The sequence below is a fragment of the Paracoccus sulfuroxidans genome (assembly GCF_007830335.1).
Taxonomy (GTDB): Bacteria; Pseudomonadota; Alphaproteobacteria; order Rhodobacterales; family Rhodobacteraceae; genus Paracoccus; species Paracoccus sulfuroxidans.
The window spans coordinates 172,020-196,753 of record NZ_VLKU01000003.1; the positions used below are offsets into that span (position 1 = coordinate 172,020).

Consider the following 24,734-nt stretch of genomic DNA (forward strand, 5'->3'; position numbering starts at 1 on the left):
AAGGGCAGTGAAGAAAAGTGAAACACCCGCGACCTGAAGGGCGCGGGTGTTTTCAACCACAATAGGCAAACCGGCGTCGGAAGCTGCCGCTTCTGGCGACCGGTTTGCCCGTAACATCAGGCTTGTGGCCGTCGACTCGTAAACCTACAACACCAATCCAGCGTGTCAGGGGGCAATCCCGCGTGTCTGGACCATCGTTCTTCAACACCTATTGCCACCATATCTACAAATTTGCGACGCAAGGTAAATTGGCGTGATTACGTAGGTAATTTTGCCTATACGCGTCAGGGCGGCAGGCTTCCGTTGGGTCATCTTGTATTTTCGCGACTTGGTCGCTGCATATGGGAGCAGGCTGATGCTATGAGAGCGTCAGGACGTCGGCGCATTTTCCTTGCTCACGGCTGAGTTCGGGCCCCTCGACCCTTTGTCGACCGGACCCGGCGGCTGTTGCATGGCGAGGCGTTCGAGCGGGCAGGTGCAGGACGAAGACGGGTTGCGATGAACAGATCTCTTGGCGCGCTGCTGGCGATAGGGCTGGCCGGGTTGCAGCTTCTGGCAGTGCTGGCCGTGGTCTTTTCGTCCTATGTCACCTCGGAAAGCGCGCTGATCCACCATGCGCGGATTCTGTTGCGCGATGTCGGCGTCAATACGATTGAGCATTCCAAGGGCTTCCTCAGCCCCGCGCAGGGTGCGGCGGAACTGGCCGCGCGGCTGGCCGAAAACCGCGTCATCGCCAGCGACGATCCGGCCCTGCTGGAGCAGTTGCTGTTCCAGCAGCTACAGATCGCGCCGCAATTCGCCGGGGCCTATTACGGAGCCGAGAACGGCGATTTCGTCCATGTCCTGCGGATGCCCAGCGGGCCGGGCGTCTATCGCACCAAGATCATCACCCATGTCAATGGCAAGCGCCGGGTGCAGCTGATCTGGCGCAACGACGATTTCTCGATCGCGCAGACACAGGAGGACCCGACCGATCCCTATGACCCGCGCGTGCGTCCCTGGTACGTCAAATCCAAGGCCGAGCGGGGGACGATCTGGACCGACCCCTATATCTTCTTCACCTCGCAGCAGCCCGGCATCACGCTGGCCGCACCGGTCCTGAAGGATGACCACAGCGTCCGGGGCGCGGTCGGGGTCGATATCGAGATCAGCATGATCTCGGATTTCCTGTCGCGGCTGAACATCGGCGCGCATGGCAAGGCGCTGATCATCAACCACAACGGCGACGTGATCGCGCACCCGAACAAGAACCTGATCAAGACCGAGGATGATGACGGCACCCTGCGCTTCGCCGATATCGGCGAGATTGACGACCCCATCGCACGCGCCGCCTTCGGCACGCTGGCCGCTGCGGGCGGCATGCCGGTGGCCAAGGAAACGCCGTCGGAATTCGTCTATCAGGGCGCGCGCTATGTCTCGACCGCGCTGCCGATCATCAGCGACAAGCTGCCCTGGACCATCGCCGTCTATGCGCCCGAGGATGATTTCACCGGCGTTATCAAAAGCAACCGCACCCAGAACATCTGGCTGGCGGTGGTTGTCTCATTGCTGACGGCGGGGGCGGGGCTGGCGCTGGCCGAATATATTCACCGCCCGGTGCGAGCCTTCGCCACGCGGGCGGCGCTGATCTCTCAGGGGGAAATCGACGCCTCTGAACCGATGCCCCGCACCTTCCGCGAGCTTGAGCGCGCCAATGCCGCCTTGGTGCGCGAGATTGCTGCCCGGCGCACGGCGGAAAAGGAATATGGCGAGACGTTCAACATGTCCTCGCGTGGGATGGCGCAGCTTCATCCGGACACCGGCCGCTTCCTGCGCGCCAATGCCCGCCTGACCGAGATCACCGGCTACAGCGATGAGGATCTGGCGGGCATGACCTTCACCGACCTCTTGCACCCCGAGGATCGCAGGTTCTGGACCGCGCCGCATGCGACGGATTCGGCGCTCAACCACAATATGCGGATGCTGCGCGCGGATGGGGCGACGATCTGGGTTTCGGTCAGCGCCATCGTCATTCGCGACGCGGCGGGCCGCCCGCTGCATGACGTGGTGACGCTGGATGATGTGACCCAAAGCAAGGTCAACGAGCAGGAAATCCAGCGGCTGAACAAGGATCTCAGCCATCTGGCGCGCGGCAATACCATGGGCCAGATGGCGGCGGGGCTTGCGCATGAGCTGAACCAGCCGCTGACCGCCATCGCGCAGAATGCCGATACCGCGATCTTCATGCTGGAGCGTGAGGGCGGGCTGGACCCCGAATTGCGCGACATCGTCACCGAGATCGAGCAGCAGGCGATCCGCGCGGGCGACATCATCCGCGCGCTGCGGGGCTTTATCCGCAAGGACGAAGGGGCGCGCACCAGCTTCGACTTTGCCGAACTGCTGGGCCAGAGCCTGCAGCTTCTGCGCGCCGAGGCGACCGAGGCGGGCGTGCGCATCAAGACCGATGTGCCGGCCGATCTTCGGCAGATCGTCGGCAACCGCGTGCAGATCGCGCAGGTGCTGGTCAACCTGATCCGCAACGCCATCGAGGCGATGAGCGCCGACCGCCATAATGAGCGGTTGGTGACGGTCAGCGCCCGCACTGACGGGCCGATGCTGCTGGTGACGGTCAGCGACACCGGGCCGGGGATCGACCCCGATGTGGCCCTGTTTTCGCAATTCGCCACGACCAAGCGGACCGGGATGGGCCTCGGCCTCTCGATCTGCCGCTCGATCATCGAGGGCAATGGCGGCAAGCTATGGAACGAAGAGGGCAAGCAACGCGGCGCGGTCTTCCAGTTCACCGCGCCCCTTGCCGCTTCCGACAATTCGCCGCGTGACAGCAAGCAGGAAACGGGCATTGTTTAACCTGTTAAAATCAATATGATCGATGATGCCATGACCGATCCAGATATGACCGTTTTCGTGGTTGATGATGATGCGGGGATCCGCTCTTCGCTGGTGCGTGCGCTCAGCCTGCGCGGCTATCGTGTGGCGGCTTTCGCCTCGGCGGTCGAATTTCTTGACGAGTTCGAGCTTGGGATGGGCGGCTGTCTGGTGCTGGATTACGGCATGCCGGGCATGAACGGGCTGGAGCTGCAGCGGCATCTGAACAACATGGGTGCGCAACTGCCCATCGTCTTCATCACCGGCCATGGCGGCGTGCCGGAATCGGTTCAGGCGATCAAGGCGGGCGCGGTCGATTTTCTGGAAAAGCCGTTCCGGCAGGCCGATCTGATCGCCCGCATCGAGACCGCCTTCCAAATCACCCGCGAATTGCGCCAAACGCAGGCCCGATCCGAGCAGCAGCAGGCGCGTTTTGGACGCCTGACCTCGCGCGAAAGCGAGATTGTCGAACGGATCGTGGAAAACCCGCGCGAGGCCTCCAGCAAGGAAATCGCCTCGGCCCTGGGGATCAGCCCGCGCACGGTCGATCACCACCGCGCCCGGATCATGGAAAAGCTGGGCGTCAAATCCCTGGCCGAGCTGATCGCATTGGCCAGCCGCTGACGGGCAGCTATCGCGACAGGCTTTGAAACAGGCTGTGGCGTTCGGCAAAGGCGTCGCGCAGCGCTGCGTCGGGATGGATTTCAGCGGCGATGGCGGGGGACTGGCAGATCTCGGCGACCGAGGCCCCGGTTTCCGCCATCAACCCCAGCCGCGCCGCCCCGAAGGCCGCGCCCAGATGCTGTCCCTCGGGCACGAGGATCGGCAGATCCAGCGCCGTGGCAATGGCCTTTAGCCAGTAATCCGAGCTCGCGCCGCCACCAAAGGCAAGCAGCGCCTTCGGGTCCGAGCCCGCCATCCGCAGCGCCTGCAGATTGTCGGCGAAGGCGAAGGCCACGCCCTCCATTACCGCCTGCGCCATCTCGGCCCGGGTGCTGCCGATCGAGAGGCCCAAGAACTGCCCGCGCAGTGCCGCGTCATTATGCGGCGTCCGCTCACCTGACAGATAGGGCAGAAAGGTGATCTCTCCGGGCGGGCGCAGGGTCGGGCCGGGTGCCTCGGCCAGCGCGGCCGCCGTGGTCCCGGTCACGCCCGCCAGCCAGTCCAGTGCCGCCGCAGCCGCAAGGATGACGCCCATGGCGTGCCACATGCCGGGCAGGGCGTGGCAAAAGACATGCACGGCACTGTCCGGACGCGGCTGATATTGCGCGGTCGCGGCGAAGAGCACGCCCGAGGTGCCGAGCGACAGAAACCCCTGTCCGGGCTGCACCGTGCCCGCCCCGACGGCGGTCGCGGCATTGTCGCCCGCCCCGCCCGCGACAATCACCCCCGCACCCATGCCCCAGCGGCGGGCCAGTTCCGGGCGCAGCGTGCCCGAGGGTGCGTTCCCCTCGACCAGACGCGGCATCTGGTCGGGGCGCATGCCCGAGGCTGCCAGAAGCTCGGGCGACCAGCGGCGGTTCCCGGTGTCAAGCCAGCTGGTTCCGGCGGCATCGGACATCTCGGCCACATGCTCTCCGGTCAGCCAAAGCCGCAGATAATCCTTGGGCAGCAGCACCTTGGCGACGGCGGCAAACAGGTGCGGCTCATGCTCGGCCATCCAGACGAGCTTCGGCGCAGTGAAGCCCGGAAAGACGATATTGCCCGAGATCGCGCGAAACTCGGGGCGCGCGTCCAGCCGCCGCGCCTGATCCTGCGCCCGCCCGTCATTCCACAGGATCGCCTTGCGCAAGACGCGATCCGAGCCGTCGAGCGCCACCGATCCATGCATCTGCCCCGAAAGGCCGATGGCACGCACCGCCGCAAGGTCCGCGCCGGATTGCCGGGCCAGATCCCGCAGCGCGGCCTCGGTCGCGGTGATCCAGTCTGCGGGGTCCTGCTCGGCCCAGCCGGGATGGGGATGCGAGACGGCAAGCCCCGCCTGGGCCGAGCCAAGGACGCGCTGCGCCCCGTCCATCAGCAGAACCTTGACGCCCGAGGTTCCCAGATCAATTCCCAGATACATGTCCTGCCCCCGCCTCTGGCCCCAACCCTGACCAGCCGTGGCGAAACTGGCAAGTGCTGGCGGCTTTGCAAATGGAATGCGGGGCCTTACAGATGCTCCGAGAGCTTCATGACCGGATCAGAGACAGGCCCATGCAACATATTCCGCGCCCCGAAGTCACCGGATTTTACGACCGCCGGACCGGCTCGATCCAGTATGTCGTGGCCGATCCCGAGACCCGTGATTGCGTGATCATCGACCCGGTTCTGGACTATGATGAAAAGGCCGGGCGGACCTGGACCGAGAATGCCGACCGCATTCTGGGCTATATCTCGGAAATGGGATATCGGGTGCAGTGGATCCTCGACACCCATCCGCATGCCGACCACTTTTCCGCAGCACCCTATCTGAAAGAGCGTACCGAGGCGCCGATGGCGACCGGCAGCTATGTGACCCGGGTGCAGAAGCTCTGGGCCGGGATCTATAACTGGCCCGATTTCCCGCAGGATGGCCGCCAGTGGGACCATCTGTTTCAGGACGGGGAAGAGTTTATGCTGGGCTCGATCCCGGCGCGCGTCATGCATTCGCCGGGGCATACGCTGGCCTCGATCACCTTTGTCATCGGTGATGCGGCCTTCATCCATGACACGATCTTCCAGCCCGACACCGGCACCGCACGGGCGGATTTTCCCGGCGGCTCGTCCGAGGCGCTGTGGCACTCGATCCAAGGGATCATGGCCTTGCCCGACGACACGCGGCTGTTCACCGGCCACGATTACGAACAGGGCGGTCGCCCGGCCAGATGGGAATCGACCGTGGCCGAGCAGCGGCAGACGAATACGCATCTGTCGGTCTACAAGACGATGGCCGAGTTCACCGCCGCCCGTGACCGCCGCGACGCGACCCTGCCGATGCCACGCCTGATCCTCTCGGCGCTGCAGGTGAACATCAACGGCGGCCGCCTGCCAGAGCCCGAGGCGAACGGCACCCGCTATCTGAAGATCCCGCTGAACGCGCTGGGTGGCGTCCCCGCCGATGAGATCTAGCCCCAGAACAGATCGGCGGTGACCCCCAGCAGGCGGATCGTGTCACCGCTGTCGAAATGCACCACCAGAGAGCCATCGGCAGCGGTCGAGAAGCTGATCCCCGCCGCCTCCAGCCGGCTTTCCGGCGTGCTGCGTGACACGATCACGCCTTCGACCTTCAGCGTGTCGATACCCACCTCGAAATCGCGGATCGTGGTGACGCTGGTCTGCGCCGAGTCGCGGCTCAGGAAGTCGAACGTATCCGCCCCGGCCTCGCCCGAGACGACGTGACGCGCGCCATGGTCCCAGCGGATGATCAGCCGGTCATCGCCCGCGCCGCCCTGAAGGGTGGAGCTGTCATTGCCGCTGTCGATCGTGTCATTGCCGGTCCCGCCTTGCAGCAGATTGTTGCCCGCCACGCCCCAGATATAGTCGTGGCCATTGCCGCCATTGACCGTATCGTTTCCGCCGCCCGCGTTCAGGCTGTCATTGCCGATGCCCCCTTGCAGGCGGTCGTTGCCATTGCCGCCCGACAGGCTGTCGTTGCCCGCGCCGCCGTCCAGCACGTCGTCGTCGTTCAGCCCCTGCAGCGTGTCATCGCCCGCGCCGCCATTGATCGTGTCCCGGCCGTTCTGGCCCGACAGCATGTCATTGCCATCATCGCCATTGATCAGGTCGTCGCCATTGCCGCCATTGATCGTGTCATTGCCCGCGCCGCCCGACAGGGTGTTGTGGCCCGCGTTCCCGGTGATCGTGTTGTCCAACGCGTTGCCGGTGCCCTGCAGGTTCGCCGTGCCAATCTGCACCAGATTCTCGACATGGTCCGACAGGGTCCAGTTGACCGGCGTCCGCACCGTGTCGATCCCCTGACCGGCCAGCTCGATCACCAGATCTCCAGTAGAATCAACGATATAGAGGTCGTTGCCGGTGCCTCCGTGCAGCTGGTCGAAGCCCGCATCCCCGATCAGCGTGTCATTGCCGGGGCCCCCATAGATCGTGTCGTCGCCCTGCATGCCGCGCAGCGAGTCGTTGCCGCCCAGACCGTCGATCCGGTCGGCGCCTGCGGTGCCCTGAATCGTGTCATGCCCCGGCGTGCCGAACAGGGTGTTGTCGGGGGGCAGGCCGCCATCCTCGCGGCTGCCGATGAAGGCACCGGGCGCGCGCGTCTCCCACCACGCGGGGACAAGCTCATTGAAGCGCGTCAGGGCGTCCCACCGTGCCGACTGATCGTCGATATGCTGCAGCGCCCCCCAGGAGCCGAACTTGCTGTGCGAGGCCACGTCGACGAAGGCGTTGAACATGGTGCCGCCCGCATCGCGCCAACCCTGAAACAGCTCAGTATAGAGCGTACCCATTTCGTCATGCTGGTTCAGCCACAGGAAGAAATCGGTCAGCTCATTATCGTTTTGCCAGTCGTTGACGCCGACGACATGGGTGCCGCCCTCATACATGACCAGCTCCAGCCCGCGCGCATCCGTGACCCGCTTGTAATAGGCGAAGGTCGCGTAAAGGCTTTGCAGCGATCCGGTCGCGTCGCCGGTGACCGAGCCATCGCGCAGCTCTCGGAAGGCCAGGGTTCCGGCATGGTCATAGCGATGCTCGGCGATATAGGCCGCGCGCGCGGCCCCGGTCAGGTTCGCGGCATCGGCGGCACGCTCGGCCCGGGTCAGCGACTGCGCGAGCCATGTCTTGACGGTCGCGGCCTTTTCGTCACGGCCAAGCGCGCCGTCGAAATAGCCGGTGATCGCGAAGCTGTTAAAATAGGTATAGGGGGCGTTGTTGCCGGTCGAGGCGACGTAATCGGGCGCGTCGAACACCGCCTGCTCCAGCCCCTCCCAGCCGGTCTGGGAGGAGATCACCTTATAGACCCGGTCGTTGACACTGGCACCATAGACCTGATCGATGACCTTCGCCATCTCGACCGCGCGCGCGGCATATTCCTGCAGATAGGCCGTGCCGACGCCGGGCCATTTCGACTGGCCGACGGTGTTGGCGGTGTGGGTCTGGCCGAACTGCCAGTTCCAGACCTCGTTCGACATCTCGAAATAAGGCTTCAGCTCGGGGTCGAGGTTTTCTTCGACATAGCGGACGAAGCGGGTGATGAAATCGCGGTTCGCGTTGAAGGGGATGTTGAACCAGGGATCGGTTCCGGTCTGGTTCGCCAGCTCGACCATGACCTCAAGGGGAACGCCCGCCGCCGTGCCCCATGTGGCGTCGTCCTGCGTTGCCCGGTCGGCCCAGCGGGCCAGCGTCGAGCCATTCGTGTGCTGCCAGTCCATGAACCGAAGCGAGCGCATATCCTGGATCAGATCCAGCCAGCGCGGATTGAAGATCTCGCCATCCTCGAGGCGTCCGATGTCGCGCTCATGCACGACCGAGACATTGCGCAGGTAATCGGTTTCATTGATCTCGGTAATGTCGATGGTGATGCCGGTGCTGCCGTTCGGCGTGTAGGTGAACCAGATTTCGCCATCATTCTGGACAACATTCGTCGCGCCATAGATCGCGATGGTGCCCTCGCCCTCATAGGTCATGCGGTAGCGTCCGGCGGCCGAAGTCATCTCGGCAGGCAGGCTGGTCAGCAGCATCGTGCTGACATGGGACACGCCCTCGGGCAGGGCGGTCAGCCAGCCCTGCGCGTCCATGACCGTCTTCATCAGCGCGGCCGAGGCACCGCCCCATTGCCCCTCCAGATGCCCGACCCAGTCGCGCGCCGTCTTGAAGACGTCAATGAAGGGGGATTGCGTGGTCCAATCGGTCACGCCGTTCAAACCAATGCCGATCGAGGGGTTCGAGATAGCGGGGCACACGGGCAAGCTCCTGAATTCGCGGGCTTCAACAGTGGATCCGCAGGCAAGCGTCTTCACCCGTGGGACAAGGTCGCCCCGGCCGGATGACTGCCTTGCGGCATGGGTGAAACGTCACGCACGGGCAGCCCGCGCCGGTCGAACAAGGCGCCGCCATGAAATTGCGTGGCAGCAGGTTTTCGTCCGCTCGGACTGGCGATGGGCAAGATCCCGCAGAGTGCGCGATTGCGTGCTTGCCACGCGAACATCAAACGGGCGTGACTGTCAGGGTCAAGCGACTCATTCAGGGCTTGTCGAAGGCAACTGCCGGTTGTTGGCTGATTTTCAGGGGATTATTGCGCTGAACCGGGCGGATTTAGAACATTATCGTGTTAACTTTTGATCCAGCCGGTGAATTGACCATCAAACATTCATCGGCGAAAATACGCCGACGATCGACGGGAGGCCCGTTCATCCAGAAGGTCAGATCAGCAAGGCCTCGCCATGACGCCGTACGGATGAACGCCGGTCAGTGGCACTCAACCCGCAGGACCTTGTCGCGCTGGCTGGCCACGATGGAATCAGTCGGCGCAGGCCGCACCGCCCCATCTGCGGTGCGCAAACGGATCTGATAGCGGTCCAGAAACTCGCGCACGGCCTCGGCGCGGATGACCCAGGCCATGTTCTCGATCCCGGTTTCGGCCCGCAGGCTTTTGCCCGCCTTGGCCGCAACCACGGCCAGTTGCTGACCGGCCAGATCAAAGACCGGCCCGCCCGAGTTGCCGGGCTGCACGGGCGCGGTGATCTGTAGGCTCAGCCTGCTGCCCTCGAACCCGAAGGTGCTGGAGATCACCCCGTCCGTCACGTTCATCGCCTGCGTCAGGCTGAAAACCGGATAGCCCATGACCAGAATCCCCTCACCCAAGGCAGGCCCGCGTGAGCGGAAGGTGACCGGCTCGCGCCCGGCGAAGCGCTGCGCTTTCAGCAGCGCCAGATCCAGCCGCACGTCCGAGCCGATCAGCAGCGCGGGCTGACCGTTCACCGTCAACCGGTCGCAAGACGCGATGACATGGTGGTTCGTCAGCACATGCCCCTCGGTCGAGACGAGCGAGCCCGAGCCGCTGGCCTTCATCGAGCGGTACCAGTCGGGCCGGTCCTCCATGCCCGGATAGCGGCCCTGCGACAGCCTGCGCGTCACGTCATCCATGGGCACGCCGTCGCCCGCAAACAGGTCGGTCGAGGCGAAAACCTCGGCCATGACCGGCAGCAGGGCCATCGAATCCGAGCTGGAAACCACGACCGAGACGCCCCGCGTCTCACCCTTTTCGTGGCCCATGATGGAATAGAAGACCAGATCCTCGATCCGGATCTGCATGTAGCCGACGCCCTCGGCCGTGCCAGCGGTCAGCACCTCGGCGTCCTTCTTGTCCTTCACGATATCGGCGGCGAGGCTGCGCGGATTGAAGCCGCCGCCGCCGGAATCAAAGCGCAGCTGCCGGATCTCGAACGGGACCGCCGCGCGGCCCTCGTAGAGCATGTCCAGCGGATCATCCGGGTCGATGCGGGGCTCCGAGACGAAGCCATGCGGCACCGCCATGCGAATGCCCGTCCAGTCCGAGGTCGAGACCCGCAGGTCCATATCCTGCCGCGTCTCGGCCGCGCGTTTGGCCAGCGTCGCCCGAGACGCCGCATCCAGCGTGCCCGTGGCGACCTGATCGAGGCTGGTCTGGAAGCTGCGGATGGCGGCATCGGTGCCCGGTCCCGCAGTCCCGTCGATGATGCCGCGATAATGGCCCGTCCACAGCAGGTCGCGCTGGATATCGGCCAGCTCGGACCCGGCGGATTCGGGGGGGGTCAGGTTGAAGGCGCTGACGATGGCGCGGGGCAGGTCGGCCTGCGCAGGGGCTGCGCAGGCCAGTGTCACGGACAGCAGCGCCCCGCCGATCCGGCCCGGCAGGTGCGTGGCGCGAAAGGCAGGGGCGCGGCCGATCATCCGAGCAGCTTCTCGATCGCCTGAACATTCGCCTCAAGGCTGGCGCGCTGCCGATCATCGGTCGACTTCTGCCGGTTGAGCGAGCTGCTGACCGTCGCGACGCTGGGGGTCGCGGCGCGGGCGGTGCGGGCGGCCTGTTCGCGCGAGGCCAGATAGGTCGCGCGGTTCACCTGAGCCGCCGCCGCCGAGGCGTCGACATAGCCGTCGACGCGTTGGCCGATGCCGTTGAACGAGGCCGAGATCAGCTTGTTGTCGGTCGCGATGCGACGCTTCAGCGTGGCCAGCTGCGTCGCGCCGTCGGTCTTGTTGATGCGACCCGCGCGGATCCCCTGAGCCAGCGCGGTGGTCTGCTGGCTGCGGCACTGGCGCAGACCCGCAACGGCCCGACCGGTCTCGGTCACAAGACCCGCCTCGGTGCGGGCATCGGCGTTGACCGAGGACAGCAGCGCGCGCGCATCGGCGGCATTCTTGGCCTTCTGCTGGTAATAGGTCGCCGAATAGCCCGCGAGACCACCGGCCGCCGCGCCGATCAGCGCGCCCTTGGCGCGGTCATTGCTGCCCGAAACGGCCGCGCCCAGAATCGCGCCGAACACGGCGCCGGCGGCGGCGTTGTTCGCCTGCTTGTTGATCTCGGTCGAGCGCGCGTTCGAGATGGCGGTGTAATAGCTGTTGCAGCTGTCACCCGCGTCGCGGGCGTTTTCCGCGACATTGATCTGCTCATCGCAGGCCTGCAGCAGCATGGTGGCCGCCAGCATCAGGGCGGTGCCCTTGCCGAACAGCTTGAAGCGGGATTTTTGGGACATCAGGCATCTCCTTCCATGGGTTATTGCTGATATTCGGGGTAATCGCGTTGGCGCTCGGCGCGGGTGGCGTCGACATCGACCAGCCAGCTTTGCCGCAGCCCGTCCGTCAGCTGGCCGCGCTGTTCGCGCAAAAGACCAAGGTGGCGGACCAGCAGGTCCAGATTTTGCGCAAGGCTTTCGCCACCCAGATCGGCCAGCGCGCCCTGCGTGTCGCGCAAGGCACCGTCGACCAGCGGCGCCGGGCGGGCGGCCAGTTCGACCTGCACCTGCAGGTAAAGGTCATAGGCGTCCTGCACCCGCGTCTCATTCTCGGCCAGACGTGTCAGGACGCGGCTGCGCTGCGCGTCACGCTCGGCCCGCGAGAGGCCCGAGTCCTCGGCGGCACGGTCAATCCGCTCCAGCTCGAACATCGCAAGGCCCATGTTGCGGCCGATGCGGTCGATCAGGTTGCTGGCCAGCATCCCCGAGCGGATCGAGAAGCGGACGGCCTCTTTTTCCTTTTCGGCCAGCGCCACGTTCATCCGGTCCATCTGGACCTGTAGCTCATCGGTCTTGCGCTCAAGTTCCTCGCGCGAAAGCTCACGCTCGGCGATTTCGCGGCGCAGGCGGGTCAGCTCCTGACCCATCTGCTGCGCGTCCCCGGCGTCAAGATGGGCACCGCCCTGCAAAAGCGCCTGCCGTCCGGCCAGCATATTTTCCTCCAGCGCAGGGTTGGCCATGCCCTCGACCGGGGCGGCTTCACTGTCGCGCCGACCCGGGAAAACCGGAGCCGAGATTGCCAGCCGCGTGCCCATGGCGGGCGTCCGCCCCTCACCCCGCTGGGTGAAAAGGGCGGCGGCCTCGCTGCGGCGGCCGATGGCATTGCCCTCGCGCAGGATCAGGGATGAGCCGCCCTTGGCGATCACCCCGCCGACCTGACCGGCCAGCCCGTCCGGGCGGGTCGGGCGGAACAGGTCCAGCACGATTTCCTCGGCATTGCAGAGCATGTCGTAAAGGCCAAAGAGGTTCGGCAGGCGCGTGCCGACCGCGCCGGGCTTCGGCGTATCGCTGCGCGGCGGCGGCGCGCAGATCTCATCCAGAGTGGCGTCACGGGGCTGCCCCTCGGTGCCGATGACCTGATAAAGCTGGCGGCCCCGGTTCTGGGCGGTGACATAGGCGGCCCCGCCCCGCGCGGCGAATTCCCATTCCGCCTCGGAGGGCAGGCGCAGATAGCCCGTCGCACCCTGGTTCCAAGGCAGGCTTGGCGCTTCGCCACCCTTGATGCGCTGATCGTCCAGCGCGATCAGCCAGGCCGAATAAGCCCGCGAAAAGGCGATGGCATCATACCAGGACAGCGCGCCCTTCGCCTCGATCTGGCGCAGGTTCATCGCGCCCAGTTGCGTCACATAGCCCGTGCAGGCGGGCGCGTCTTCAGCCAGTGTTTCGGTGGGCGGCTGGTCCAGCAGCCCGGCCTCGAACGCCAGCCATTGCGGCTGGGTCAGCTCATATTTGGCAAGATAGAAGCTGCGCGCCTGTGTATCGGCCAGCTTGTCCGAGCCAAGCCCGTTGCCCTCGCCATCCACTGCGAAAGGGCCCGAGACCGGGGCGTTCCAGGGGCTGTTCGACAGCACCGCCTGCGGCGTTTCGGCGGCGATGTCGATGACCCGGCCAAAGCTCGCGTTGACCTGATCGAGACCGCCCTTCGCAGGCACGTCGATGCGGCGAAACATCATGTGCCGCCCGCAGGGCATGGGCAGTGCCAGCTCTTGCGGCAGGCTGCCCGAGGCGGGCGTTTCGGGGCATTTCAGCTTGCCAAGATCCGTCTCGCCAGAGGCGATCAGCGCCTGACGCGCGCCCGCCCAACCGGCGGGATCGTCGATCTGGCACCAGAGAACGGGTTCCGCCGCCCGGACCGGCGCGGCGAAGGGCGCGGTCAGCATCAGGGCCGCCAGAATGAGTTTTGGCTTAATCATGTCTCAACCCCTCGGCCACTTGCATGCGGCCCGCGCGCCAGCCCGCCGCGCAGCCCGAAAGCGCGCCTGCGGCCACGGCCAGCACCGCCGCCCACAAAAGATGCTGCGGCTGAAGCGCCATCATCGGCCCCTCCAGACCGCCAAGCCCCGCCAGTCGCGCGTTGACCAGCGGCTGCACCGCCCAGGCCGAAAGCCCGGCCAAAGCGGCCCCGCTGCCCGCGATCATCGCCCCCTGAAGCGAGGGCAGCAGCGCGACCGATTCCGCCTGCAGCCCCAGAAGGCGCAGCAGGGACAGCTCGCGCGCCTTTTCCATGACGCCCGCCGCCAGATGCAGCCCCAGCGTCAGGACGAAGCCCAGCACGGAAAAGACGGTGACCAGCGAAAACACCCAGCCGATGCCGGATTCGACGGCCAGCGCCGTCTCGATTTCTTCAGCGCGGGTCGAGACGTCGAGCCCCTGCCGCATCAGATCGTCGCGCAGCCCCGGCACATCGCGGATGTCGCGGGCGTAAAGCCGAAAGCTGGCAAAGCTGCGGTTCGGGGCGTCGCTGGCCTCACCCCTCGCGCCCGGCCAGTCGAGTTCGGGGACGGCAAAGCCCTCGCGCCAGCGCTCGACCGCCGTTTCCAGCGCGCGGTCGACGAAAATATCGTCGCTTTGCAGCAGATCGCGGGGCAGGACGCCGATGACCTTGACGGAAAGATGCTGGCTTTCGCGGCGGTCGCCCACCTGCCGCAGCACGGTCAGGGTGACCTCATCGCCCGCCGCGGCACCGGCTGCGATGGCCAGCCGTTCGGTCAGCACCGTCTCATTGAGGCCCTGCGGCACGGGAAGCCCCGCCAGCAGCGGATCGCCCGGCGCGGTCGGCAGCAAGCGCGGCTCAAGCAGTTCGCGTGTATCCGGGCCGCGCATCCGCACCGAGGCCGCCAGATAGCGCGAGCGGGGCAGAAGGAAGGCCACCCGCTCATCCTTTTGCATGGTGACGAACCATTCGGGCGCAAGCTGCAGGTCGCGGGCCAGCCGGATCTCGGCGATGCGCGGGTCCGAGCGCAGCCGGTCGATCAGGTTGTTCACCACCCCCAGACCCAGCCCGCCCAGCAACAGGATCGGCAGAAGGGCCACCGCCACCGCCAGCATCAGGCACAGGCTGGAGCGCCAGCCGTGCCAGAGGTCGCGGATCGCCAGATAGGGAAGGATCAGCACGCCCGCCATCACGCCGCCTCGATCTTCAGGGTGACGCGGGTCGCGACGGCGCTGCGGTCTTGCGCGACCAGACGCCACAGGACGAAGCCGCAAGAGGTCAGCAGCGCCTCTTGATGGCTGCTGACGATCACCGCACGGTCGCGCGGCAGATCGGCCAGAAGCCGCATCGCGGCCCCCGCGTTCTGGCTGTCGAGCGCGGCTGTCGGCTCATCGGCGAGGATCACCTGCGCCCCCGAGGCAAGCCCGCGCAGCACCGCCGCCCGCTGCCGCTGCCCACCCGACAGGGCCGAGGGGAGTTTTCCAAGAAGCGATGCGATGCCAAGGGTTTGGGCGAGGTTCTCAATCCCGTCTGCCTGATCCGAGCGTGCCAAGCGCCGCGCCAGACGCGCATTCGCGCCGATGCTGAGATAGGGCAGCAGGCCGCCATCCTGCAGGATATAGCTGATGTGCCGCCGCCGCATGCGGGTCAGGCGGCGCATGCGGCCGCGCGTCAGATCCTGCGCAATATCGCGTCCCGAAAGCTGGAAGTGCCGCAGGCTGTCGGGCCGACGGATCAGCGCCAATATGTCCAGAAGCGTGCTTTTCCCGATGCCGCTTTCGCCCACCAGTCCGATGCGCGCGCCGGGCCAGACGGTCAGGCGCGGGATCTCCAGCCGATAGGCGGGGCTGCCCGTGCGGCCAGCACGGGTCAGCACCAGATCGGCAAGGTCAAAGCAGGCCGCGTTCATGCGTGCGTCAGGGCAGGTTCGTCAGGCGCACCGGCGTCGCCTCAAGCCCCGGATCGCCCGCGCCGAAATCGGCCCAGATCCCGGTTTCACCGAACAGGTCGGCATAGATGCGCCGCTTGGTTTCCAGGTTCTCGATGAACTCCTGCTGCTGGCTGACCGACATCGAGGACCAGTAGGATTGGTCCAGACGCAGGACCTGGCTGCGATAGGGCAGCTTTTTCAGGAAGCTCGGCAGGATCGCCTCGATCGTGGCGCGGTCGCCCTGACGCAGGCTGTCGGGGTCGGTCGAGGTCTGCGCCGCGAGCATCTGCAGATTGGCAAAGAAGGCCTGCGGGTCCTGACCACCGCTGCGGAAGGCCTGAATGATCGCCTCTAGCCGCTTGTCGAGCGTCGAAAGCTGGTTGCGGGTCAGATAGGCGCTGACCTCCAGCGTTTCGACATCCGGGTTCGCCAGATCGCGATCCGCAGCCCAGCCCGCAAGGAAGGCCGGGGCGGCGCTGCCTTCGACACGGCCAAGGCTTTCCAGCTGCGCGCGGAAGATCTCATTCCCGACGATCTGCGACAGGCGGCCGGTTTCCGGGGCCTCGGCCGGGGCGGCCTCGGGTGCTGCGTCCGGCATGGGCTCCATCGCCTCGGACCCGTCGCGCAGAACCTCGCCTGCGTTTGCCTGCATGGTTTTGGTGGCCAGATCGCGCGCCATTTCGGTCAGCTCGCGCCCGAAAGTGTCGTCGGTCGTGGCATCCAGCGCGAGATATTTGTTCTCGGCCAGATCGCCGGTCTGCGCGAGTTTCTGGTACTGGGTGCGGGCGATCTCGGCATCTCCGGCCTTGTCATTGGCCGGGGTCAGCAGATGGATCGGAACGATGGTGATGTTCTGGGCGCGGGCCTTCTCGCTCAGCCGCTCCAGCGTCATGTCGGGATATTTCGCCTTGGCGTCGGTGCGGGCCGAGGCGTCGGTCACCAGCACGATCAGCCGCGCGTCGAAGGGCGTCCAGTCATTCTCATCGATGGCGTCGACGACACCGGCGATGGCATCTTCGGCAAAGCCCAGGTTCGAGACCTTGGCCTCTTCAATCCGGCGCATGTTGCTGAGCAGGCTTTGCGGCGGCGCGTCCGGATCAAGCGGCTGGAAGTTGCGGGTGACATATTCCAGCTTCTCGGGGTCGGTTTCGATGGTGTCGCGGAAGCCCATCAGGCCGAATGAGACATATTTCGCGCTCTCGAGCTTGCTGAACGCGTCGTAGAAGCCCTGAATCGCGTCATAGGTGCGGTCGATGAAGGGTCGCATCGAGACCGTGGTGTCGACCACGAAGACGACGCCCACGCGGAATTCGTCATCGTTTTCGGCGGCCTTCGCAGCCGAGGACTGGAAGCTCGCATCATCACGCTCGCCGATGTTGGCGGCAGGCTGGGCGGGCAGGGCCGCGACCTTGACCAGCGTCGTATCCTCGGTGCCGTCGAACATCTCATGCCGCCAGTCGAGGATCGGCAGCAGATAGGGCTTGTCGTCGAAGCGGACCGCTGTTTCGGGCTCGATCGCGACGAGGTCGGGGTTCCAGGCGGGCTGATGGCCGGGGTCGTTCGCCAGCTTGCGACGCTCTTCGGTCAGCTTGTCATAGATGCCAAGCGCGCTGGTCTGATAGAAGGGGCCCGAGATCATGTCGGTCAGGGGCGCGTCGCTGCCGAAGAACAGCACGCGGTTGCGTTTGCCGCGCGGGGCGAACTGCATCACCAGCATTGAGGACCAGTCGAGCGCCTCGGCATTGCGGGTCCAGCCGACGGGCGCGGCATTGAGCGCGCTGCCGACCTGCAGCCATTCCTCGCCGCCCAGATCGCGCCGTTCGAAGACGTAAAGCACCGAGAAGGCGGCCATGGCGCGGCCCGGCTCGGTCACGCCGGGGGCGTCGTGGACCTGCATCTGCGGCATCGAGATCACGCGCTGGAAAAGCTCGGGGTTGTCCGCGACGGTCAGGGGCGTCAGGCCGGGTTCGGGGGCCTCGGCAGGGGCGGCGTCGGCGGTTTCGGTGCCGCTTTCGGGTGCGACGGTTGCCGTTTCTTCGGGGACAGGCTCCATGCTTTCGGCAGCATCGGCAGCATCGGCAGCATCGGCAGCATCGGCAGCATCGGCAGCATCGGCTGTGGTGCTGGTTTCCGTGCTGTCAGTGGGTGCGGCTTGCGGCTCGGGCTCGGCGCTGGCAACGACAGGGGCGTCGGTCTGAGGCTCCGGATCGGAGGTGGCCGCAGTCTCGGGTTCAGCAGCGGCGGGGGTTTCCAGCTCTGCCGGGGCCGCATCTGCAACGGCGGTCGCTGAGGTTTCGGGCTGAGCCTCCGGTTGCGCGGGGGCGGGCGTGGCCCCTGCGGTATCCTTGGGGGTTTCTGCCTCGGGCGAAGGCGCTTCGACATCAGCCTCCGCAGTCGCCGGGGCTTCAGGCAGAGTTGGGGCAGGCGTGGCCGTCACGGCCTCCGGCTCGGACGGGGGCGTTTCTGCCTCGGCTGTCTCGGTGGGGGCCTCGGTGCCATCGGTTTCAGGCACGGCCTCGGCGGCGCTCTTGGCGGCGGGCTTCGCCTCTGCCGTGTCTTCCACGGTCGGCCCGGCCTTTGCGATATGCTCGGGGACGCCGGTGACCTTGGGGGCGGCTGGAACTTCCCCATTCTCAAGCCGCGTGATCGCATCCTCGCGCGCTTCGATCTCGGCCTGCGCGGTCGCGATCAGCTTCTTGATCACCTCGATCTTGGCGAGTTCCTGGGTCAGCGGCTGCGAGCAGCCCTTCGCATCCCCCAGCTCAAAAGCCGGAGGCGGCGGCAGGGCAGGGGCATCGGCCAGCATTGCCACATCGGCGCGCGCGGCCAGATCGCTGACCCGCAGTTCCTGCCCGTCGATGCGTGCCTGCAGGCGGCGCAGATTGCGCGTGACCGAATTCACCTCAAGCGAAAGCGAGATCTTTTCGGCCTGATATTGCGGCACGCAGGCTTCCTGAGCATGCCCCGCCGATGCGAGGAGGACGCCTGCGATAACGGTCCGGCGCAGATATGCCATGTCTGCCTTCCTTGTCGTGATGAATGAGATGAATTTGCCCGGAGGGGGTCAGGTCCTGCTGCGACCGGTTGCGGTCACGCCTGATCGATAGATGTCACTGTCACCGTCCCCGAATACCTGCCCGCCGAATGTCACGCCGCGGGATTCTCACGGGAATATGAACAGAGGTGAAAACGATGGCAAGCGCACAACCCCTCTTCTTCCCGGTTCTTTCGAGAAATATGAGGCTTAGGTAAAGAAAGTCTTAATGACGCTGCCGTGAGACGGGGGGCTATCCCAGATAGCTTTCCATCACGCGGGGGCTTTGGGCGACGGTGTCGGCGGGGCCGCTTGCGGTGATCCGGCCGCCCTCCAGCACATAGGCCAGATCGGCGATCTTCAGCGCGGCGCGGGCATTCTGTTCGACCAGCAGGACCGAGATCCCCTGTTCGCGCAACCCTGCCACATCCTCCAGCACCTGCCGCACGATCAGGGGGGCAAGGCCCAGCGACGGCTCATCAAGCAGCAGCAGGCGCGGCCGCGACATCATCGCGCGGGCCAGCGCCAGCATCTGCCGCTCTCCGCCCGAGAGGGACGATGCATATTGCGCGCGCCGCTCGGCCAGTCGGGGAAAGCGCGCGAAGGCCGCCTGCAGGTCGCGCGCCAGACCCGCCCGGTCGCGGCGGTGGCGAAAGCCGCCAAGCGCGAGGTTGTCGGCCACCGACATGTCGCCGAAAAGCTCGCGCGTTTCGGGAACAAGGCTGACGCCATGGCTGAGCCGCGCCTCGACCGAGAGGCCCGCAAGCGGCATCCCGTCCAGCGCCATCTGCCCGCGCGCGGGCAAAAGCCCGGCCAGCGCCTTCAGAAGCGTCGTCTTGCCCGCGCCATTGGGGCCGATGATGGCGACGACGCTGCCGGTCGGAACCTCAAGCGTCAGATCGTGCAGAACCTCGACCTGACCATATCCGGCGAAAAGGCCGCTGACCTGCAAAAGCGCGCTCATGCCTCACCCTCACCCAGATAGGCGCTTTGCACGGCGGGATTGGCGCGCACCTCATCGGGGGTGCCCTCGGCGATCTGCTGGCCGAAGTTCAGCACCACGACGCGGTCCACCAGATCCAGCAGGAAGCGCATGTCATGTTCGATGATGAGGATCGCCAGCCCCTCGGCGCGAAGCTGGTGCAGCAGGCTTGCTAGGTGCTGCTTTTCGGCGTGGCGCAGGCCGGCGGCGGGCTCATCCAGCAGCAAGACCGTGGGGTCCGAGGCGAGCGCGCGGGCAATCTCGGCCGTGCGGCGTTCGCCTTGCGAGAGTTGTCCGGCCAGCACCTCGGCGCGGGCCTCAAGCCCCAGCCGTTGCAGCTGCGCGCGGGCGGTGGCGAAGATGCGCGCCTCCTCGGCCCGGTCGCGGCGGAAGATCGAGGCAAGCGCGCCGCAGCCCCCCCGCGCATGCGCGCCGATCGCGACATTCTCTAGCAGTGTCATATCGCCGCGCAGGCGGGTGTGCTGGAAGGTGCGGGCAAGCCCTGCGCGGGCGATGGCCGTCTGCTTGCTGTCGGTGATGTCCTGCCCGGCTAGCAGAACTCGGCCCGCGTCAGGCACGGTCACCCCGGTCAGCAGGTCGAAAACCGTGCTTTTGCCCGCGCCATTCGGTCCGATCAGGCCAAGGATGCGGCCCTTCTCGACGCTGAGCGAGATGTCATTTGCGGCGGTCAGACCGCCGAAGCGGCGGGTCAGCCCCTGCGCCGCCAGCAGCGGCTCGGCGGTCATGGCAGGGCGCGGCGGCAAGGGGGTGGCGTCATGCGACAGGGCCGCGCGGGGCAGACGCGGGGGCGGGGCAAACCGTCCGGTGATGCCGCCCGGCGCGCGTTGCAGGACCAGCACGACGACGAGGCCGAAGACCAGCAGCTCGGTCGCGCCAGTCGCTCCGGTCAGGCCGGGGACGATGTCCTGCAGCAGGTCGCGCGCCACCACCACCGCGCCCGATCCGATGATTGCCCCCCAGAGGCTGGCGGCGCCGCCGATCACCGCCATGAACAGATAGTCGATGCCCGCGCTGATCCCGAAGGGCGTGGGCGAGACGAAGCGCATCATATGGGCGTAGAGCCAACCCGACAGCGCCGCCAGCACCGCCGCATGGACGAAGACCAGCAGCTTCAGGCGGCGGATGTCGGCCCCGAAGGCCTGCAGCATGATGCGCCCGCCGCGCAGCGCCCTCAGCGCCCGCCCGGTGCGGCTGTCGAGAAGATTTCGTGCCGAAAGGAAGGCCAGCCCCACCGCGCCCCATGTCAGCCAGGTGAAGGCGCGCCCGCCCAGCACATGGCCCGCAATCGACAGGGGCGGCAGGTTCCCGATGCCATCATGGCTGCCAAGCTGCGGCAGGTTGCCGACCAGATAGAAAAGCGCCATCGACCAGGCCAGCGTCGAAAGCGGCAGGTAATGCCCGCGCAGGCCCAGCGTCAGCAGCCCGATCAGCAGCGCCGCACTGGCCGTGACCGCCAGCGAAAGCGGCAGCGTCAGCCAGGGCGAGAGCCCCGCCTGCGTCGTGAACCATGCGGTCGTATAGGCGCTGATGCCCACGAAGGCCGCCTGCCCGAACGAGGTCATGCCGCCCACCCCGGTCAGCAGCACCAGACCCAGCACGACGATGGCGGCCAGCCCGGTGAAATTCATCAGGGTCAGCCAGTATTGCGGCAGGACCAGCGGCAGGGCGGCCAGGCACAGCGCCGCCGCAAAGGGGGCCAGCGCCTTCATTCCTCTTCCTCGTCGCGGTTCCGGCTGTCTATCATGTTGCGCCAGATCAGCACCGGGATGATCAGCGCAAAGACGATGACGTCCTTGAAGGCCGAGGCATAGAATGAGGCATAGCTCTCGATCCCGCCGATCAGCACGGCCCCGGCGGCGGCCAGCGGATAGGAACCCAGTCCCGCCATGATTGCCGCCATGAAGCCCTTGAGGCCGATCATGAAGCCGGTGTCGAAATAGATCGTCGTCATCGAGGAAATCAACATGCCCGAGATGCAGCCGATCAGCCCGGCCAGCAGGAAGGCGACCTCGCCTGCGGCCTCGGGGCGGATGCCGACCAGCCGGGCTCCGGTCGCGTTCGAGGCTGTGGCGCGCAGGGCCTTGCCGCCCAGCGTCCGGCCGAAGTAAAGCGCCATCGCCGTCAGCAGCACCGCCGCCGTGCCGATGATGACCAGCGCCTGAAGGCGCAGGGGCATGCCCGCCACGGTGATCGTACCGGGCAGCAGCGGGCGGGTGCGGAAGCCCTCCGGGCCAAAGACCATCAGGCTGAAGCCGGTCAGCAGCACATGTACCGCCATCGCGACGATCAGCAGCACCAGCGTGGGCGCGCGGGCCAGCGGGCGGAAGGCCAAGCGGTACATGATGACGCTCAGCGGCGCGCAGATCGCCAGCGTCAGCGTCATCCGGCCCGCCGCGCCAAGATCATGCGCGGCCAAGAGGCGGGTCGCGGCGATGATTGCGCCGGGGATCGCCAGCCACAACACCGCTCCCCGGATCTGCCCCGAGAGTGCCTGCAGCCCCGCCACCACAAGGCCCCCCAATCCCAGAAGCCACAGCGTGCCCGGTACATGCCCGGCCTCCAGCGAGGCCAGCGTCAGCGCGGACAGAGAGACGATTTCCCCCTGCGGGATCAGCAGGATGCGGGTGGTCGAAAACACCATCACCAGAGAGATGGCCAGCAAGGCATAGATCGCGCCACTGGTCAGCGCATCCTGCGCAAGCAGTGCCGCGATCATTCCGTTCATCTGACCTGACGTCCCCCCGACCGGCCCCCTTGCGTCATTGCGACGGTTGGTCCTGCGGGACATAGGTCCATTTGCCGCCCTCGATCCGGACCAGCGTCTGGGCCCGAAGGTCGGTGCCGTTGTGGTTGGTGGGCGACATCGAGAAGACCGCCTCGGCCCCCACCAGCTCATTCGTGGCCTGAATCTGCTCGGACAGGGCCTTGCGGAATTCGGGCGTGCCGGGGGCACCGCTGTCCTTGGCGCGCGCGGCGGCGGCCTCGGTGATCAGGAAGGCGTCCCAGGCGGTCGCGCCAAACAGCGAGCGCGAGCCCTCGCCGTATTTCCCCTCATAGGCCGTGACATATTCGGTCGCGCGTTCCTTGACGGGATGGTCAGCGGGCAGCTGCTCGGCCACCAGCACGGGCGAGACGGACAGCATCACGCCGTCCAGCACATCCTTGCCGACGCGCAGCACGTCGGGGTTGGCCATCCCCTGATTGAGATAGATCTGCCCCTGATATCCGGCATTGCGCAATTCGATCACCGGCGTCACCCCCGGCGTCCCCGAGGCTCCGATCAGGATGGCATCGGGGTTTTTCGACATCGCCGACAGCGCCTGCGCCGTCACCGAGGTGTCCTTCGAATTGAAGCGCTCATCCGCGACGACCTCAATGCCCGCCTCTTTCGCGGCGGCCGAGAATTCGCGGGTGATGTTGTCGCCGAAGGCGTCGTTGAAGCTGATGAAGGCCAGCGTCTTGTCGCCGTCCTTCTTCATCTGGTCAAAGACGTAATGCGCCATGGTCCGTTCCGGTGCGACCAGGACATAGGACCATTGCTTGTTGCCCTCGACCGGCGAGGCGATGGCCGCCGAGCCCGCGAAGGAGATCATCGGCAGGCCGGACTGGCCCGCCACCTCGACCACAGCGAGCGAGGTGGGCGTGACCGAGGGGCCGAAGATCACATCGACCTTGTCCTCATCCACCAGCTTGCGCGCGGCCCGCACCGCAGCCGAGGGGTCCGACGCATCGTCAAGGACGGTGTAGCTGACATCTTCATCCCCCATTTTGCGGGGCAGAATGTCGATCGTGTTCTTGGCTGGGGCACCCAGAGAAGCCGCCGGACCGGTCAGGGATAGAATGACCCCGACCTTGATCTCGGCCTGCGCGGGCGCGTTCAAAAATGCCGTCGCGATCGCGACCGGCACGGCCTTCAGCAGAATGCGTTTCATGACGCCTCCCTTGACGCTTTGGTTTTTTCGCGTCAGTTTTACATTAACATGTTCATCAATATGGTGAAAGAAATAATCCTGCGGAATATCTCCTTGAAGAGTGAGGCCGTGTGCGTGCATTCCGATTCAGCGGTATTCCAGAACATTCTGGACGGCATGGCAAGCGTATGACTTTGAACGGTGACTTTGAATTGCATCAACTCGTAAGGAACAGCCACAATTTCATGTTGCATTCATAGGGGTCGGACTATCGTGAGCGGTGTGAAAAGGATTGCATCCGGCAAGTGTTGCGTGACAGTTTCCGGTATCGAACGAGTCAGCGGGTTTGTTTTTCTGGCAATTTTAGGGGATTGCAGGAATGTCTGATCGGCCGAAAGAAATCGAACGTTCGTTGACCATTCAACTGTTGCGCACACGGGAAGCGGTGATGGCCCATTTCCGGCCCTTGCTGCAATCGCTTGACGTGACGGAACAGCAGTGGCGGGTGCTGCGCTGCCTTTATCCCGATATCGTCAGCGATGCGGCGCGCCTGGCACATGATGCCGCGATCCTGCCGCCCAGCCTGACGCGCATCCTGAAACTGCTTGAAACCAATGGGTTGGTGACGATCCAGCGGCCGCAGGACGACCGCCGCAAGGTCGAAATCCGCTTGAGCCCGAAAGGGGTCGAGTTCATTGGCAACGCTCTGCCGGAAAGTCGGCGCATCTATTCCGCCGTCCGGCAGGCGGTTGGCGAGGTGCGGATGGACTATCTCTATGATCTTCTTTCAGAAACCGCGCGCCTCTGCGAAGAGCTGTCCTCGGCCCTGCCCGACAGTGCGGAAGGCGAGGCGACATCCGAACCACGCGCGGATTGATGCGCCTGCGGGGGCTGTGCATCCGCATTGACAAACGCGGCATTTCTGCAAGATATATAACATATGAACTATATGGGGAGGGGAAGACCTTGCCTCATCTGTCGCTGGAGATTTCGGACAATATTGCCGCGCGCATCGATGTGCAGGAATTATGCGTCCGTCTGCATGAGGTGATGGTCAAAAGCGGAGTGTTTCCGCTGGGGGGAATTCGCGTGCGGGCCCATCTGGTGTCGAATTATGTCATCGCTGACGCGGAAACTGAAAACGGTTTCATCGACATGGTGCTGCGCATGGGCGCGGGCCGCAGTCTGGCGGATCGCAAAATGGCCGGGCAGCAGATCTTCGACGCCGCCACGGCCTATCTGGCCCCCCTGTTCCAAAAGCCTCATTTCGCGCTGAGCTTCGAGATCCGGGATATCGACCCGGAGCTTAGCTGGAAGAAGAATTCGATACACGCGCGGCTGGGGCACTGACCCGGCTGTCGTGAAGGG

17 protein-coding genes are annotated in these 24,734 nt (G+C 65.7%); 5 read left to right on the forward strand and 12 right to left on the reverse strand.

What is annotated here, in order from left to right:
* Positions 1-498: 498 nt before the first annotated feature.
* Positions 499-2,847: a cache domain-containing protein gene (locus IQ24_RS05735; protein ID WP_145396854.1), complete on the forward strand. Its 2,349-nt coding sequence runs from the start codon at positions 499-501 to the stop codon at positions 2,845-2,847.
* A 30-nt stretch (positions 2,848-2,877) separates the two neighbouring features.
* Positions 2,878-3,489 (forward strand): response regulator transcription factor, encoded by a 612-nt coding sequence (locus IQ24_RS05740; protein ID WP_145396855.1) that lies wholly within the window; start codon positions 2,878-2,880, stop codon positions 3,487-3,489.
* Positions 3,490-3,496: 7 nt separating this feature from the next.
* Here the strand turns inward: IQ24_RS05740 and xylB are convergent, their stop codons facing one another.
* Positions 3,497-4,930 (reverse strand): xylulokinase, encoded by a 1,434-nt coding sequence (gene xylB, locus IQ24_RS05745; RefSeq protein ID WP_145396856.1) that lies wholly within the window; start codon positions 4,928-4,930, stop codon positions 3,497-3,499.
* A gap of 131 nt (positions 4,931-5,061) precedes the next feature.
* Between xylB and IQ24_RS05750 the strand changes: the two genes are divergently transcribed.
* Positions 5,062-5,955, forward strand: coding sequence for an MBL fold metallo-hydrolase (locus tag IQ24_RS05750; RefSeq protein WP_145396857.1), 894 nt, complete (start codon positions 5,062-5,064; stop codon positions 5,953-5,955).
* Here the strand turns inward: IQ24_RS05750 and IQ24_RS05755 are convergent.
* The 11 genes from IQ24_RS05755 to IQ24_RS05800 form a co-directional block, all read right to left on the reverse strand.
* Entirely contained in the window at positions 5,952-8,744 is a 2,793-nt protein-coding gene (locus IQ24_RS05755) for a calcium-binding protein (protein WP_145396858.1), read from the reverse strand. The genes IQ24_RS05750 and IQ24_RS05755 overlap by 4 nt on opposite strands.
* A gap of 505 nt (positions 8,745-9,249) precedes the next feature.
* Positions 9,250-10,713 carry a trypsin-like peptidase domain-containing protein gene (locus IQ24_RS05760; protein ID WP_145396859.1) on the reverse strand — a complete coding sequence of 488 codons (1,464 nt, stop codon included), beginning with the start codon at positions 10,711-10,713 and terminating at the stop codon, positions 9,250-9,252.
* On the reverse strand, positions 10,710-11,516 hold the full coding sequence (locus IQ24_RS05765; protein ID WP_242007936.1) for a YMGG-like glycine zipper-containing protein: 807 nt from the start codon (positions 11,514-11,516) through the stop codon (positions 10,710-10,712). Before IQ24_RS05765 ends, IQ24_RS05760 begins: the two co-directional genes overlap by 4 nt.
* Positions 11,517-11,536: 20 nt before the next feature.
* Positions 11,537-13,468 (reverse strand): formylglycine-generating enzyme family protein, encoded by a 1,932-nt coding sequence (locus tag IQ24_RS05770; protein WP_145396860.1) that lies wholly within the window; start codon positions 13,466-13,468, stop codon positions 11,537-11,539.
* Positions 13,461-14,678 (reverse strand): FtsX-like permease family protein, encoded by a 1,218-nt coding sequence (locus tag IQ24_RS05775; protein WP_145396861.1) that lies wholly within the window; start codon positions 14,676-14,678, stop codon positions 13,461-13,463. The genes IQ24_RS05770 and IQ24_RS05775 overlap by 8 nt, the downstream gene beginning before the upstream one ends.
* Positions 14,678-15,397, reverse strand: a complete 720-nt coding sequence (locus tag IQ24_RS05780) for an ATP-binding cassette domain-containing protein (protein ID WP_145396862.1) — start codon at positions 15,395-15,397, stop codon at positions 14,678-14,680. The genes IQ24_RS05775 and IQ24_RS05780 overlap by 1 nt, the downstream gene beginning before the upstream one ends.
* Positions 15,398-15,404: 7 nt before the next feature.
* Positions 15,405-18,434, reverse strand: a complete 3,030-nt coding sequence (locus tag IQ24_RS05785; protein ID WP_145396863.1) for a vWA domain-containing protein — start codon at positions 18,432-18,434, stop codon at positions 15,405-15,407.
* Positions 18,435-18,705: 271 nt separating this feature from the next.
* A complete protein-coding gene (locus tag IQ24_RS05790) occupies positions 18,706-19,416 on the reverse strand; it encodes an ABC transporter ATP-binding protein (RefSeq protein WP_145396864.1) in 711 nt (236 codons plus the stop codon).
* Positions 19,413-21,164, reverse strand: a complete 1,752-nt coding sequence (locus IQ24_RS20200) for a branched-chain amino acid ABC transporter ATP-binding protein/permease (protein WP_199756495.1) — start codon at positions 21,162-21,164, stop codon at positions 19,413-19,415. Before IQ24_RS20200 ends, IQ24_RS05790 begins: the two co-directional genes overlap by 4 nt.
* A complete protein-coding gene (locus tag IQ24_RS20205; RefSeq protein WP_199756496.1) occupies positions 21,161-22,180 on the reverse strand; it encodes a branched-chain amino acid ABC transporter permease in 1,020 nt (339 codons plus the stop codon). Before IQ24_RS20205 ends, IQ24_RS20200 begins: the two co-directional genes overlap by 4 nt.
* 34 nt (positions 22,181-22,214) lie before the next feature.
* A complete protein-coding gene (locus tag IQ24_RS05800; protein WP_145396865.1) occupies positions 22,215-23,387 on the reverse strand; it encodes an ABC transporter substrate-binding protein in 1,173 nt (390 codons plus the stop codon).
* A 358-nt stretch (positions 23,388-23,745) separates the two neighbouring features.
* Between IQ24_RS05800 and hpaR the strand changes: the two genes are divergently transcribed.
* Together hpaR and IQ24_RS05810 are read left to right on the forward strand one after the other, a co-directional pair.
* Positions 23,746-24,243 carry a homoprotocatechuate degradation operon regulator HpaR gene (gene hpaR, locus IQ24_RS05805; RefSeq protein ID WP_145396866.1) on the forward strand — a complete coding sequence of 166 codons (498 nt, stop codon included), beginning with the start codon at positions 23,746-23,748 and terminating at the stop codon, positions 24,241-24,243.
* Complete coding sequence (locus IQ24_RS05810; RefSeq protein ID WP_199756497.1) at positions 24,243-24,716, forward strand: 5-carboxymethyl-2-hydroxymuconate Delta-isomerase; 474 nt, start codon at positions 24,243-24,245, stop codon at positions 24,714-24,716. The genes hpaR and IQ24_RS05810 overlap by 1 nt, the downstream gene beginning before the upstream one ends.
* Positions 24,717-24,734: the final 18 nt, after the last annotated feature.